The sequence below is a fragment of the Actinomadura sp. WMMB 499 genome, from assembly GCF_008824145.1.
GTDB lineage: Bacteria > Actinomycetota > Actinomycetes > Streptosporangiales > Streptosporangiaceae > Spirillospora.
Window position 1 is genome coordinate 8,695,597 of record NZ_CP044407.1, and the last position, 14,741, is coordinate 8,710,337.

Sequence of the window (14,741 nt, forward strand, 5' to 3'; positions counted from 1 at the left end):
CGGCGGAGAGCGCGGCCGAGATCGGGCGGCTCCGCGGGCCGCGGACCGCGTCCACCGGGGAAAATGAGAAGGACGCGATGATCGCCCGGTGCTACCGTTTCGGGTGCCGGCCGCGGGACTCCAGGTGCGACTTCCGGAACCCGCCTTTACAGCGATGATTCGCCGCTCGCGCCCCCCACTCCCCGGCCGGCGCCCCCTTTCACCCCCGGCCGGAGCGGGACGCCATGACCGAGACGTTCGCGGACCTGATCGCCTGCGAGGACGCCCTGATGTTCGTCAACGCGGCGATCACCTCGACCGGGCAGCGCGAGTTCCACCACGACGACGGCGACCAGCGGCTCAGCCTCGGCTTCCTGCACGCGTACATCCTGGAGAACTACCGGGACCTGTACGCGGCCTCGCTCGCGCTGGACGTCAACGACCACAACGCCGCGATGATCGTCCGGAACCTGCTGCTGCGGGCCGGCGAGGTGGATGCCGCGCGGCGGCGCCGGGAGGGGCGGCTGATCGCGCGGCGGCTCGAGCTGCTGCCGCCGCAGCGCGTCTACCGGCTGTTCCGGGAGCTGCGCCGCCGCGGCGCCAACAACCGGCGCACCCGCGCGATCATGCGGGACTGGCTGGCCGCGCGGCCCGACCCGGCGTTCGACGCGGTGAAGTACCGCAACGCCGTCAAGAGCGCGATGCGGCACGCGCACGTGCGGCCCGGCGGCACCGCCGGCGGGGAGCTCGGCGCGTTCCTGTTCGCGCCGCGCGGCGTCAAGAGGTTCGACACGCCGATCTTCGAGACCTGGCGGCGGGCGCACTTCGAACGGGACGCGCTCTACGAACTGCCCTACACGGTCGCGGAGGGGTTCGCGGCGAAGCACGGGGTGCCCCGCGAGGTGTTCCTGGAGCGCGTCGAGTCGAGGATGACGCGGCTCGAACGGCTCCGCCTGCAAGAGAGCGCCGGCGTCGGGGCTGACCTGCGCGCGATGCCGCTGACCCGGCTCGCGACGTACGTGCTGTCGCTGCCGCTGGACGACCGCGCGGCGCGGCGCGCGGAGCTGACCGAGGCGCTGCGCACGTCCGCGCGGCGGGTCGCGGGCGCCGCGCGCGGCTCGTGGGGCAGGGTGGCGGCCGTCCTCGACGACAGCCACTCCGCGTCGGGGTCCGGGCAGAAGCGGCGCCGCCCGCTGGCGGTGGCCCTCGCCGCCTCCTACCTGCTGGAGTCCCTCGCGAAGGAGTACACGCCGCTGTGGACGTCGGGCCGCACCGACGAGCTGCTGCTGTACCCGTCCGGGCCGACACCGCTGGGCGAGCGGATCATCGACGCGCTGGAGACCGGCCCCGAGCGGCTGATCATCGTGTCCGACGGCTGGGACAACGCACCGCCCGGCCTCGCCGCCGACGTCCTGCGGATCTGGCGGACGCGCCTGGACCCCGGGTACCGGTACGGCGGCGCGCAGCGCGTCCAGATCACGCACCTCAACCCGGTGTACGACGCCGAGGACTTCGACGTCCGCCGGCTGGCTCCGACCGTCCCGACGGCCGGGATCCGCGACGCCGAGGACCTGCCGACGCTCGTCGAGCTGGCCCGGTTCGCCGAGGGACGCGTCGGCCTGCCCAAGCTGCAGGCGCACCTCGACGAACGGACCGCCCGCTTCCTGGGGGAGGACGCATGACGTTCGGCCTGGACGGCCTGGAGACCCGGCCCTCGCAGACGTGGAACTCGATCCGCCTCGTGCCGCTCGTCCGCACCGAGCCCGTCCCCGGCCTGCGGCTGCACCGCGTGGCGTACGACGAGCCGGTGTCCGTCGTCGACGTCGGCGACGGCACGACCTACACGTCCTACATCCCGCACGCGTTCGTGGCGACGTGGGAGGGCGACGACCGGCTTCCTGCGGCGTCCTACGGAGCCCGCCTGCTGGAGCGCGACACGGCCCCCGCGCCCGCCCGGATGCCGATCCGCACGACCCGGCACATGGCGCGCAAGGCGGGCAAGGACCGGCTCCGGTTCCTGCCGCTGCACCTCGCCGTCGAGGGCTACCTCGCACTGCACTTCGGCGGCCCCGAGATCGCCTGGGAGGAATGGTCGCGCAGGGCGGTGAACCAGGGGCTGTCGCCGCGCGCCGAGGACGCCTACCTCGGCCGGCGGGTGCGCGGGCTGGAGGACGCGCTGCGGATCTTCGAGATCCACCCCGGCCAGTGCGGGGTGCTCGTCTACGTGGCGGACGCCCTCGCGAGCGCGTTCGTCGTGCCGCACCCGGACGACTACCGCGCGCTGCACGCGTCCCTCGTCGAGGACATGTTCGGCGAGCAGATCTACGTCTACGGGCTGCTCGGCGCGCCCGCGGGCGACCTGTCGGCCGGGATCGACGACACCGGGATCGGCTCGCTCGCCGACCTACGGGCCGCGGCCGCCCTCGGCCGCGAGGCGTGGGCGCGGTTCCACGACGACGTCATGGCCGCGTGGATCTTCGACGAGCGCGGGACCTACCGGCACGTCCAGCGGCTGCACGGCTTCCACCTGACCCGGTTCCTGCCGTCGTTCGAGCCGAAGCGGGAGAACCACATCGGCGAGGCCATCGTCGACGCGGACGCCCGCGTCGCCTACCTCAAGACGTTCCGGCTGTCGGACGGGCAGATCCGCCGCGGCCACCTGCTCACCCGGCTCGCGGAGCACCACTGGCGGCTGCGCGACGCGGCCGCCGCGATGGGCGTCACGGAGGCGAACCTGGCGCTGCGGCTCGAACGCTCGGGATTCGGGTACCTGCTGCGCCAGGACGTCCTCGACCACTACCGCGCGCAGGCCGCGCGCGGCGAGACCTACCGGCAGGGCGCGCCCGCGCTCACCTGAGCCCGGCGAACAGGTCGTCCTCCAGGTCCTCCGGCACCGGGACGCGGCTGAACCGGCGGACGAACGACTCCTGTCCCAGGACGAACGGCCGCACGTCCTCCGGCATCTTCAGGATGAAGATGTTCTCGCCCTGGCTCGCGTGCGCCTCCAGCGCCTTGAACTTCCGCTCGGCGTGCGCCAGCACGTCGACCGTGGTCGTGACGAGCTCGTCGGGGGTGCCGAAGTCGTCCGGCGGCTCGAACCCGAGGTCGATGCCCAGCTCCCGGGCGCCCTCGATCATCCGGCGGACGCCCGACCGGGGGATCGCGGTGTAGTACAGCTTGTCGGGCACCCCGCAGCGCTCGGCGGCGGCCACCGCGATCCGGTGCGCCATGATGTGGTCGGGATGCCCGTAGCCGCCGTCCTCGTCGTAGGTGACGACCACCTGCGGCCGGTACTTCTCCATCAGCGCGACGAGCGGTGCGACGGCGTCCTCCAGCGGGACGTTCGCGAACGCCGCCGGATCGTCGTTGCCCGACCACCCGACCATCCCGGAGTCGCGGTGGCCGAGCAGCTCCACATGGCCGATGGCCAGATGCCCGGCCGACTCGGCCAGCTCGGCGAGGCGGCGCCGCGCGACGCCGTCCGCGTCGTGCCCCGGATCGCCGGGCTTGCGGCCGCCCGCGTCGTCACCCTGCTCCCCGTTCGTGCAGGTCACCAGCACCGTCCGGATGCCCTCGGCGGCGTAGCGGGCCAGCACGCCGCCGGTGCCCAGCACCTCGTCGTCGGGGTGCGCGTGCACCGCCATCAGCGTGAGTTCCTGGGGCATCGCGTGGGCTCCTCGGGCTAGTGCGGGGGGACGGCGTCGGGGTGACGTCCGGGCGTTCCCGCCCGGCAGGATCAACCCTACGGCGGCCGGACCCGGAAATACCCCTCCCCTTCCGCGCTCTGATCGCTTACGGTCCAGGTATGGGGTCGCCGGTGATTCTCCTGGACGTCGACGGGGTGCTGAATCCGTTCGAGAGGCCGAGCCGCAGGTACCGGCGGCACAGGTGCTCACCGAACGGGGTCACCTTCAAACTGTGGCTTAACGCCGGGCACGGGCCGGCACTGCTGGAGCTCGCCGAGTCGACGGGTGCCGAGCTCGCCTGGGCGAGTTACTGGTGCGACAACGCCAACGAGTGGATCGCCCCGCGGATCGGGCTGCCCGCGCTGCCGTTCGTCCCGATCCCGCAGTTCCCCGGCATGGACGAGGGCGTCACGCTCGGGGCGTGGAAGGCACGGCACGTGGCGGCCTGGGCGGAGGGCCGCCCGTTCGTCTGGTTCGAGGACGAGCCGGACGCGACGCAGCGCATCGCCGCCGCCGAGGACGTCGCCGAGCACCTGCTCGTGGAGATCGACCCCGTGATCGGGCTCACCGACCAGCATCTGCGCGCGGCCGGAGACTGGCTCCGCGCGCTGACGCGCTGACCCGTCCGTCCGCCCCGAGTCCGGGCCGACCCGGCGGTCGCCCCTGAATCCGGCTCAGTGACGCGTCCAGTCGGGCTGCGCGAAGTCGGCGACCCGCGCCCGCCTCCCCAGCAGCACCACCTCGCGGAACTGCCACAGCAGCGCGCCGGTCGGCGCGTGCACCCGCCAGTCGGGGGCGAGCCACATCTGCAGCAGGCTGCCCCCGTCCGGCTGCGGCACCCAGCGCGGGGTGTCGTCGTGCGCGAGCCGCCGCAGGCTCGTGTGGTGCACCGACCGGACCTCGCGCGCATCGGGGACGAGCGGCCCGGGATGCTCCAGCGCCACCACGACCGGGGTGATGGCGAACCCCGACGCGGCCGGGAAGTCGTCCAGCCGCCCGAGGACGTCCGCCGCGCCCGCCGCCAGCCCGACCTCCTCGTGCAGCTCGCGCAGCGCCGCGCGCTCGGGCGTCTCCCCGTCCTCCATCCGGCCTCCGGGCAGGCCCCACTGCCCGGGGTTGCGGCCGCGGTCGGCCCGCTTGATCAGGATCACCGAGGGGACGCCGTCGTGCTCGAGCGCGCACAGCACGACGCCCGCGCGGCGCATGCCGGGGGCGTCGGGGACGGTCGTGTGCGCGAACGCGGCCAGCCGTTCGGCCGCGACCGCACGGAACGCCGCGAGGTCGTCGAGGGGGGACGCGGGAGGGGCCATGAATCGATCCTGCCAGGATGCGCGGCGTGCCGCCGGGTAGGGGTGCTCACAGGAACCGGGCCGCCGTGGCGCGTTTCTCCAAGACGGCGCGTCGGTACCCGCCCTAGGTTGGCCGTGTTCGAACGGATGAGCGAAGGAGGCTCATGGACATCCGCAACCGGATGCTCCCCGCCGCCGAGGCCGCGGCGCGGATCGTCCTGGAGATACCGGAGGCCCGGCTGGAGGACCGCACCCCCGACCCCGAGTGGACGGTGCGCGACCTCGTCAACCATCTGATCCTCTGGACGTCGCGGGGCGAGACCGCCGCCCGCAAGGAGCCGACGACCGGGCCGGGGGAGGACCACGACTTCACGGCCGAGCCGCGCTGGGCCGAGCGCTTCGAGGAACAGGCGCGGCGGACCGCCGAGGCGTGGCACGACCCCGCCGCCTGGGAGGGCAGGACCAGCCTGACCGGCAACAAGGAGGGCATGCCGGCCCCCGTCATCGGCGGGATCCTCTACGGCGAGTTCGTGGTGCACGGCTGGGACCTCGCCGCCGCCACCGGCCGCGACCCGGGGTTCCCGCCCGAGGTCGTCCAGGACGCCTGGGAGCAGCTCGTCCCGACCGCGGAGGTCGGGCGCGAGTACGGGGCGTTCGGGCCCGAGGTCCCCGTCCCCGAGTCGGCGCCGCTGCTGGACCGCCTCCTCGGGCTCGCCGGACGCGACCCGCACTGGAAACCCTGACCCGCCGGCCCCGATTCCGCCGCGGGCCGCGCGGGTCCGGGCGCGAGCCGGTGCCCGCGCGCTCTACGCTGGTGGCATGTCTTCAACGTCTTCGATCCGGGTACGATTCGCGCCGTCGCCGACGGGCATGTTCCACGTGGGCGGCGCGCGCTCCGCGCTGTTCAACTGGGTGATGGCCGCGCAGTCCGGCGGCACGCTGGTGCTGCGGATCGAGGACACCGACGCCTCCCGCAACAGCCCCGAGTGGACCGAGGGCATCATCCGCGCCCTGGCCTGGCTCGGGATGGACGGCGAGCAGTACGAGGGACCGTACTTCCAGTCGGCGAACGCCGACCGGCACGCCGAGGCCGCCCACACCCTGCGGGACGCGGGCCGCGCCTACTACTGCGACTGCGCCCGCGACGCCGTGATCGCCCGCACCGGCGACCAGCACAAGGGCTACGACGGGTTCTGCCGCGACCGCGGCCTCGAGCCCGGCCCCGGCCGGGCCCTGCGCTTCCGCGTCCCCGACGAGGGCCAGACCACCGTCGTGGACCTGCTGCGCGGCAAGCCCGTCTTCGACAACGCGGTCCTGGAGGACTTCGTCATCGCCCGCGCCGACGGCTCGGTGACGTTCCTGCTGGCCAACGCCGTCGACGACATGAGCCAGGGCATCACCCACGTCGTGCGCGGCGAGGAGCACCTGTCCAACGCGCCCAAGCAGCAGCTGCTCTGGGAGGCGCTCGGCGGCGAGCCGCCCGTGTGGGCGCACGTCCCGGTCATCGTCAACGAGAAGCGGCAGAAGCTGTCCAAGCGGCGCGACAAGGTCGCGCTGGAGGACTACCGCGCCGAGGGCTACCTCGCCGAGGCCATGCGCAACTACCTGATGCTGCTCGGCTGGGCGCCGTCCGGCGACCGCGAGATCGTCCCGTGGGACGTGGTCGTCGACGAGTTCCGCATCGACGACGTCAACACCTCCCCGGCGTTCTTCGACGAGAAGAAGCTCCGCGCGTTCAACGGCGAGTACATCCGCGCTCTCCCGGTGGAGAAGTTCATCGCCGAGTGCCTGCCGTTCCTGCAGGAGGCCCCGTTCGACGTGGACGTGTCCGTGTTCGCCGAGCTCGCGCCGCTCGCGCAGACCCGCGTGGCGCTGCTGTCGGAGATCGTCGAGATGATCGACTTCGCGTTCCTGGACGAGCCGCCGTCCGACGAGAAGTCCTGGAACAAGGCGATGAAGGAGCCCGCCGCCGAGATCCTCGCCGCCGCCGAGCGGGCGTACCTGGACGCCCCGTGGCACGCCGACGAGCTCAAGGACCGGCTGGAGCGGATCGGTACGGAGCACGGCCTCAAGCTCGGCAAGACCCAGGCGCCCGTCCGCGTCGCCGTCACCGGCCGCACCGTCGGCCTGCCGCTGTTCGAGTCCCTGGAGATCCTCGGCCGCGACCGGACCCTGGCCCGGATCGCCGCCGCGCGCGCCAGGCTCGCCGCCGGATCCTGACCCGCCCGCCGCTCCGCCCGGCCCGCGCCTCCCCTTCCTAGGGGAGACGCAGGCCGGTGTGCGCGGCGCAGAAGGCGAGGACGTCGGTCTGCAGCCCGAGCCAGCGCGACAGGGAGCGCTCGCCGTGCCCGACGCCCGACTCGCAGCGCAGCAGCACCGGGCGCGATGACGCCGTCGCGTGCTGCAGCGCCGCGGTCATCTTGCGGGTGTGCATGGAGTCGACCCGCGGATCGTGCCGGGGGCAGGTGAGCAGCACGGCCGGGTAGCCGGTGCCGGGCCGGACGCGGTGGTAGGGGGAGTAGCCGAGCAGGACGGCGAAGTGCTCGGGATCGTCGGCGGTGCCGAACTCCTCGGTCCACAGGCGCCCGACGCCGAACCGGTGGTACCGCACCATGTCGGTGACGGCGTCCGAGATCACCGCCGCCGCGTACAGCTCCGGACGGCGGGTGACGGCCGCGGCGACCAGGAGACCGCTGTGCGAGGCGCCCCGGATCGCGAGCCGGTCGGGCGAGGTGTGCCCGCCGTCGATCAGTGCGCGGGCGGCGGCGGTGAAGTCGTCGACGGCGTTGGGCTTGTTGCGGCCGCGGCCCGCCGCGTGCCAGCCGGTGCCCTCCTCGCCGCCCCCGCGCACGCTCGCGACCGCGTACGCGCCTCCCGCCTCGACCCACGCGGCGACGGCGGGCGAGTAGGCGGGCGGGGTGGACGCGCCGAACCCGCCGTAGGCGCTCAGCACGAGCGGACGGGGGCCGCTGCCGCCGGGCGGCGCGATCAGATGCATCCGTACCCGCGTCCCGTCGGCCGAGGCGTAGGTCAGCCGCCGCACATCCGGACGCGCGCGGACCCCCGCCCGCGCGGCGGCGCCCCGCGATATCGGGCGCGCCTCCGGGCCCGGGCGCGCCTCGGGGACCGGGGGCGGTTCCGGGACGGGGGGCGCCTCGGGGACGCACGACCCCTCATCGATGTCGACGCGATGGACGGCGGGCGGGGTCGTGTAGTCGGTGTAGACGAACCAGGCGCGCGGACCTCCGTCGGGCGGCACAGTGAGCCGGGCGACGGTGCCGTGCCCCGGCACCGGGACGTCCCGCAAGGCCGTTCCGTCGGGTGCGTGCAGCCGCAGCTCGCTCGCCCCGTGCCGGGTGCGGACGGTCAGCAGCCGCGCCTCGCCCGTGCCCGGGTCGGTGAGCGCTGCGCAGTCGGCGAGGACGACGCCGGGTTCCTCCGCGATCACCGTGCGCCAGCCTTCGGCGCGCGGATCCGCGGGATCGACGGCGCAGAGCCGCCCGAAGGGCGCGTCCCGGTCGGTGACGGCGAGGACGCGGCCGTCCGGCGCGAACTTCAGCACCGCTCGCGTGCCGTCGGCGGTGCCGTCGTGGACGAGCTCGGGCCGCAGGTCCGGTGCCCGTTCGTCCGGCGCGCGGGCCAGCCACAGCAGGTTGCCGGACGTGGCGCCGGGCGCGGCGCTGAGCATGAGCCGGCGGCCGTCCGGCGCGGTCGTGACGGACAGCTGAGGGTGATCGGTGTGGAACAGCACCGGGTCGGCGGCGGGGTCGGTGCCCACGCGGTGCAGCCGCAGCCGCCGTCCCGCCTCGAGGCCGGGGCCGGGCGTGTCGATGTAGCAGAACGCCGTGCCGCCGGCTAGCCAGGCCACCGGGGTGGGGCGGCCGGGTTCCAGCGGCCCGTCGATGAGCCCGCCGGCCGCCACGTCGAGCACCCACAGCAGCGGCCGCTCGTCTCCCCGGCGCGTCACCTGGTACGCCAGCAGGCCGCCGTCCGGCGACGGCCGCCAGTACCCGAGCGTCGTCGTCCCGGACGCGTCCAGGGCCAGCGGATCCAGCAGCACGCGCGGCGGGCCGTCCGGACCGGCGGTCATCAGCACGGGCAACTGCATGTCCGGCGTGCGCCGCAGGAAGAAGCGGCGGCCGTGCCGCCACACCGGAGGGGAGGCCGTCGGGACGGCCGCGCCGCCTCCGCCCGCCGCCTCCGCCAGCCGCGCCCGCCACGCGTCCCGTCCCGTCCAGGTGCCGGTGTGCCGGGCGAAAGTCTCCGCCTGCTCGTCCAGCCACGCCGCGCAGCCCGGATCGTCCGCGTCCTCCAGCCACCGGTACGGGTCGGGCACCTCGCGCCCGTGCAGCCGGTCCACCACCGCGTCCCGGCGGGCCGCCGGCCGCTTCGCCGCTGTGCTCATTCTCGCCCCCTCATGGCCGAGGGCTCCCCGCCGGTGCGGGAAGCCCTCGGACACGCCTGGTGCCGGCTCAGTTCTGGTCGCCCTCGAAGAGCTCCTGGCGCCAGCCCTCCAGGGTGATGATCTCGTCGGCGAGAGCCTCGATGATCAGGATGCCGGGAAGTTCGTTCATGCCTACCTCCAGTAACGCTGTGTAGCGACTTGGACGCAAACAGGTATACCAGGTCTCTGCGGCGCACGAACGCGCTTCCGATGAGAGTGGGATGAGAATCGGCGGGGCGGCACGGACGCGCCGTCCGGGGCCGCCGGCTCAGGACTCCCCGGCGGGGACGTCCCCCGCCGCGGCCCCTTCGACGGGGGCCTCCTCGGCGGCGAGGGCGTCGCGCAGCCCGGACAGCCGCCGGTCGAGCTCGTCGACCTCGGCGCGCAGCGCCGGCGGCACCCGCTTGCCGAGCAGCTCGGCCTGCTCCTCGACGGGCGTCAGCAACTCGTCGAGCCGCCCGGCGAGCGCCCGCCGCGCCGCCGGGCCCGACTCCTCCGCCGGGCGCGCCTCCAGCAGCGTCGACTGCTCCCGCAGCAGCGCGGACTGCTCGCGCAGCAGGGTCGTCTGGTCCCGGAGCTGCTTGTTCTTGGTGTGCAGCTCGACGAACACCGACACCTTGGCCCGCAGCACCCACGGGTCGAAGGGCTTGGAGATGAAGTCGACCGCGCCCGCCGCGTACCCGCGGAACGCGTAGTCGGGGTCGCTGTTGACCGCGGTGAGGAAGATGATCGGCAGGTCACGGGTCTTCTTGCGCCGCTTGATGTCGCGGGCCGTCTCGAACCCGTCCATACCCGGCATGACGACGTCCAGCAGGATGACCGCGTACTCGTCGGTGAGCAGCGCCTTGAGCGCCTCCTCGCCCGACCGGGCCCGGACCAGGTCCTGATCGAGGGAGCTGAGGATGGCCTCCAGCGCGATGAGGTTCTCCTCGCGGTCGTCCACGAGCAGGATCTTCGCCTTGTCGTCCACGCGCCTCTCTCCGATCCGGTCGGCCCGCAGTCCCGGCCGATGACCACACACGACCGCCCACGGCAGACCCTACTGCCCGTGGCGCTCCTCTCCTCAGCGGACGATGGAGGGTTGCAGCCAGTTCCTCATGACGTCAAGGAGATGGTCCACGTCCACGGGCTTCGGCACGTAGTCCGACGCGCCCGCCTCCAGGCTCTTCTCCCGGTCGCCCTTCATCACCTTCGCCGTGATCACGATGATCGGCAGTTCGGCGAACTGCGGCATCTGCCGGATCGCGGACGTGGTGGCGTAGCCGTCCAGGCCCGGCATCATCACGTCCATCAGCACCAGCGCGACGTCGGGGTTGCGGTGCAGCAGGTCGATGCCCGCCTGCCCGTCCTCGGCGTACAGGACGTCCATCCCGTAGCCCTCGAGGACGCTGGTGAGCGCGAACACGTTCCGGACGTCGTCGTCGACGATCAGCACCTTGCGGCCCGACAGGACGGTGTCCAGGAAGTCGGCGGGCGGCTCCTCGAGCGTCCCGTTCACGGACGGCTCCGGCTCCGGGCGGCGGCCGCGCACCGGGCGCGGCTCGCCCCGCCGCACGTCCTCGGGCGGGGGGGCCGGGTGCTCGGAGACGCCCGCGGTGCCGTCGGCCGTCACGGACGTGTCCGCGACCGGGGCGATCGCCGGGACGTCCGGCGCGGCCACCGCGTCGTCCTGCGGCGCCCTGCGGCGTCCCTCCGACTCGCTGTACTGGGCGGGCAGGTACAGCGTGAACACGCTGCCGTGCCCGGGCTTGCTCTCGGCGTGGATCTCCCCGCCGAGCAGCCGCGCGATGTTCCGGCTGATCGACAGGCCCAGGCCGGTGCCGCCGTAGCGGCGGCTGGTCGTCCCGTCGGCCTGCTGGAACGCCTCGAAGATCACCTGCAGCTTGTCGGCGCTCACCCCGATCCCGGTGTCGATCACCCGGAACGCGATCACGTCCGGGGTGTTCCACAGCGCGGGCAGCGTGAAGTCGATGTCCCCGGCCCGCTCGATCAGCAGCCGGACCTCGCCCTCGGCGGTGAACTTCACCGCGTTCGACAGCAGGTTCCGCAGCACCTGCTGCAGCCGCTGCTCGTCGGTGAACAGTGTCCCCGGGACGTCCGGGGCCACCTCCACACCGAACTGCAGGCCCTTGTCCTGCGACAGCGGACGGAACGTCGCGTCCACGTAGTCGACCAGCGCGGGCACCGACAGCCGCTGTGGGTGCAGCTCCATCTTCCCGGCCTCGACCTTCGCCAGGTCCAAGATGTCGTTGATCAGCGTCAGCAGGTCCGTGCCCGAGTCGTAGATCGTCTGGGAGAACTCCACCTGCTTGTCGGTCAGGTTGCCGCCCTGGTTCTCCGACAGCAGCTTGGCCAGCACCAGCAGGCTGTTCAGCGGCGTGCGCAGCTCGTGCGACATGTTCGCCAGGAACTCCGACTTGTACCGCGACGAGATCGCCAACTGCTCGGCGCGCTCCTCCAGCGTCCGCCTCGCCTGCTCGATCTGGTAGTTCTGGATCTCGATCGCGCGGTTCTGCTGCGCCAGCAGCGCGGCCTTCTCCTCCAGCTCGGTGTTGGAGTGCCGCAGCTCCGCCTGCTGCCGCTGCAGCTCGTCCGACCGCTCCTGCAGCTCGCCCGCCAGCCGCTGCGACTCCGCCAGCAGCGCCTCGGTCCGGGTGTTGGCGCTGATCGTGTTCAGCGTCACCCCGATCGTCTCGATCAGCTGGCTGAAGAACGCCAGGTGGACGTCGGTGAACCGGCCGAACGAGGCCAGCTCGATCGCGCCGAGCACCGTCCCCTCGAACACGATCGGCAGCACGATGATGTTGACCGGCGACGCCTCGCCCAGCCCGGAACCGATCTTGACGTAGTCGGCGGGCGCCTCGGAGATCAGCAGCGGCCGCCGCTCCTGCGCCGCCTGCCCGACCAGCCCCTCCCCGAACGCGAACCGGACCGAGCCCCGCTGCGTTCGCCGCCGCGTCCCGTACCCGGCGATCAGCGCCAGCTCGGTCTCCTCGCCGGCGGGTTCCGCGAGGTAGAACGCGCCGTACTGCGCGCTCGCCGTCGGCGTCAGCTCCCGGATGATCAGGTCGGCGACCTGCAGCAGGTCCCGGTGGCCCTGCATCATCCCGCCGATCCGCGCGAGGTTGGACTTCAGCCAGTCCTGCTGGTCGTTCGCGCGCGTCGTCTCGCGCAGCGTCGCCACCATCAGGTTGACGTTGTCGCTCAGCAGGGCCACCTCGCCGCGCGCCTCCACGGTGATGGTGCGGGTCAGGTCGCCCTCGGCGACCGCGCTCGCGACCTCGCCGATCGCCCGGACCTGCGTGGTCAGGTTGCGGGCCAGCTCGTTGACGCTCTCGGTCAGCCGCTTCCAGGTGCCCGAGACGCCCTCGACCTCGGCCTGCCCGCCCAGGCGCCCCTCGCTGCCGACCTCGCGGGCGACGCGGGTGACCTCCGACGCGAACGACGACAGCGTGTCGACCATCGTGTTCAGCGTCGTCTTCAGCTCGAGGATCTCGCCCTGCGCGTCGACGTCGATGCGGCGCCGCAGGTCGCCGTGCGCCACGGCCGTCGCGACCTGGGCGATGTTGCGGACCTGGTAGGTCAGGTTCGACGCCATCCCGTTGACGTTGTCGGTGAGGTCCTTCCACATGCCGCCCGCGCCCGGCACGATGGCCTGGCCGCCCAGGCGCCCCTCGGTGCCGACCTCGCGGGCGACGCGGCTGACCTCGTCCGCGAAGGCCGACAGCGTGTCGACCATCGTGTTCAGCGTGTCCTTGAGCTGCAGGATCTCGCCCTGCGCGTCGACCTCGATCCGGCGGGTCAGGTCGCCCTGCGCCACCGCCGTCGTCACCTTGGCGATCCCGCGGACCTGCATGGTGAGGTTGTTCGCCATGCCGTTGACGTTGTCGGTGAGGTCCTTCCAGACGCCGCTCACGCCCGGGACCCGCGCCTGGCCGCCGAGGCGTCCTTCGGTGCCGACCTCGCGGGCGACGCGGGTCACCTCGTCGGCGAAGGCCGACAGCGTGTCGACCATCGTGTTGACGGTGTCCTTCAGCTCCAGGATCTCGCCCTGGGCGTCGACGGTGATCTTCTTGCCCAGGTCGCCCTGGGCGACGGCCGTGGTGACCTGGGCGATGTTGCGCACCTGGAACGTCAGGTTGGACGCCATGCCGTTGACGTTGTTCGTCAGGTCCTTCCAGACGCCGCTCACGCCCGGCATCCGCGCCTGGCCGCCGAGGCGTCCTTCGGTGCCGACCTCGCGGGCGACGCGGGTCACCTCCGACGCGAACGCCGACAGCGTGTCCACCATCTGGTTCACCGTCAGCTTCAGCTGCAGGATCTCGCCCTGGGCGTCGACGGTGATCTTCTTGCCCAGGTCGCCCTCGGCGACGGCCGTGGTCACCTGCGCGATGTTGCGCACCTGGTAGGTCAGGTTGTTCGCCATCGCGTTGACGTTGTCGGTGAGGTTCTTCCAGACGCCGCTGACGCCCTGGACGCGCGCCTGGCCGCCCAGCTGGCCCTCCGTGCCGACCTCGCGGGCGACGCGGGTCACCTCGTCGGCGAACCTCGACAGCTGGTCCACCATCGTGTTCACGGTGAGCTTGAGCTCCTGCAGCTCGCCCGTCGCCTCGACCGTGACCTTGCGGGTCAGATCGCCCTTGGCCACCGCCGTGGTGACCTCCGCGATGTCGCGGACCTGCGCCGTCAGTCGCCCCGCCATCGCGTTCACCGACGCCGTGACGTCCCGCCACCGGCCGGTCATGCCGCGCGACGGGGCCTGCCCGCCGAGGCGTCCCTCGGTGCCGACCTCCCGGGCGAACTGCGTGACCTCCCAGGTGAACTGGTCGAGCAGCTCGACCATGCCGTTCACCGAGCGCGCCATGCGCAGCAGCTCGCCGCGCATCGGCCGTCCGGCGACGCGCAGTTCGACCCGCCGGCTCAGGTCACCGGCGGCGACGGCCTCCACCACCCGGTGCATCCCGGTGGACAGGTCCGTCAGCATGCCGATGATCGCGTTGGCGTCCTCCACGCCCGCCGCCCACGACCCCTTCAGCGCCCCCTGCGACAGCCGCCCGCCCAGCCGGCCCTCCCGGCCGATCTCCCGGCGCACTCCGGCCAGCCCCGAGGTCAGCTCCTCGCCGTTCTGGCGGATCTCCTCCAGCAGCGCTCCGGCCGCTGCCACGGCGCCCTCGCCGGGCACGTCCAGTTCGGCCTTGGCCTTCCCGTCGCGCACGGCGACCAGCGCCTTGAGCAGGGGAGCGAGGTCGGCGTCGCTGTAACGCGGCGTTGTGTCGCGCGACCCGCCGGGGCGGGCGCGAGACGCGGTACGCGGCATGTCGTTCATCCTCCTGGCCCGCGTTC

The 14,741-nt window shown here is 73.1% G+C and carries 10 protein-coding genes; 5 read left to right on the forward strand and 5 right to left on the reverse strand.

Annotation, left to right across the window (positions count from 1 at the left end; all coding sequences use genetic code 11):
- The first annotated feature begins 224 nt into the window (after positions 1–224).
- Together F7P10_RS39710 and F7P10_RS39715 are read left to right on the forward strand one after the other, a co-directional pair.
- On the forward strand, positions 225–1,661 hold the full coding sequence (locus F7P10_RS39710; protein ID WP_151017143.1) for a hypothetical protein: 1,437 nt from the start codon (positions 225–227) through the stop codon (positions 1,659–1,661).
- Positions 1,658–2,836, forward strand: a complete 1,179-nt coding sequence (locus tag F7P10_RS39715; protein ID WP_151017144.1) for a hypothetical protein — start codon at positions 1,658–1,660, stop codon at positions 2,834–2,836. Before F7P10_RS39710 ends, F7P10_RS39715 begins: the two co-directional genes overlap by 4 nt.
- Here the strand turns inward: F7P10_RS39715 and F7P10_RS39720 are convergent.
- Positions 2,829–3,644: a PIG-L family deacetylase gene (locus F7P10_RS39720; protein ID WP_151017145.1), complete on the reverse strand. Its 816-nt coding sequence runs from the start codon at positions 3,642–3,644 to the stop codon at positions 2,829–2,831. The genes F7P10_RS39715 and F7P10_RS39720 overlap by 8 nt on opposite strands.
- Before the next feature lie 140 nt (positions 3,645–3,784).
- Between F7P10_RS39720 and F7P10_RS39725 the strand changes: the two genes are divergently transcribed.
- Positions 3,785–4,285 (forward strand): HAD domain-containing protein, encoded by a 501-nt coding sequence (locus F7P10_RS39725; RefSeq protein WP_151017146.1) that lies wholly within the window; start codon positions 3,785–3,787, stop codon positions 4,283–4,285.
- Between the two features lie 54 nt (positions 4,286–4,339).
- Here F7P10_RS39725 and F7P10_RS39730 read toward each other — a convergent pair whose 3' ends face one another.
- The gene (locus tag F7P10_RS39730; protein ID WP_151017147.1) at positions 4,340–4,975 is read right to left on the reverse strand and encodes a CoA pyrophosphatase; all 636 of its coding nucleotides are present in this window, start codon (positions 4,973–4,975) and stop codon (positions 4,340–4,342) included.
- Positions 4,976–5,118: 143 nt separating this feature from the next.
- Here F7P10_RS39730 and F7P10_RS39735 point away from each other — a divergent pair, with 143 nt between their 5' ends.
- Both F7P10_RS39735 and gltX read left to right on the forward strand, forming a co-directional pair.
- The gene (locus F7P10_RS39735; RefSeq protein WP_151017148.1) at positions 5,119–5,697 is read left to right on the forward strand and encodes a TIGR03086 family metal-binding protein; all 579 of its coding nucleotides are present in this window, start codon (positions 5,119–5,121) and stop codon (positions 5,695–5,697) included.
- Between the two features lie 127 nt (positions 5,698–5,824).
- Entirely contained in the window at positions 5,825–7,174 is a 1,350-nt protein-coding gene (gene gltX, locus F7P10_RS39740) for a glutamate--tRNA ligase (protein ID WP_254716853.1), read from the forward strand.
- A gap of 37 nt (positions 7,175–7,211) precedes the next feature.
- Here the strand turns inward: gltX and F7P10_RS39745 are convergent, their stop codons facing one another.
- From F7P10_RS39745 to F7P10_RS39755, 3 genes are all read right to left on the reverse strand, one after another.
- Complete coding sequence (locus F7P10_RS39745; protein WP_151017150.1) at positions 7,212–9,359, reverse strand: prolyl oligopeptidase family protein; 2,148 nt, start codon at positions 9,357–9,359, stop codon at positions 7,212–7,214.
- Between the two features lie 307 nt (positions 9,360–9,666).
- A complete protein-coding gene (locus F7P10_RS39750; protein WP_151017151.1) occupies positions 9,667–10,368 on the reverse strand; it encodes a two-component system response regulator in 702 nt (233 codons plus the stop codon).
- A gap of 93 nt (positions 10,369–10,461) precedes the next feature.
- On the reverse strand, positions 10,462–14,715 hold the full coding sequence (locus F7P10_RS39755) for a HAMP domain-containing protein (protein ID WP_254716255.1): 4,254 nt from the start codon (positions 14,713–14,715) through the stop codon (positions 10,462–10,464).
- Positions 14,716–14,741: the final 26 nt, after the last annotated feature.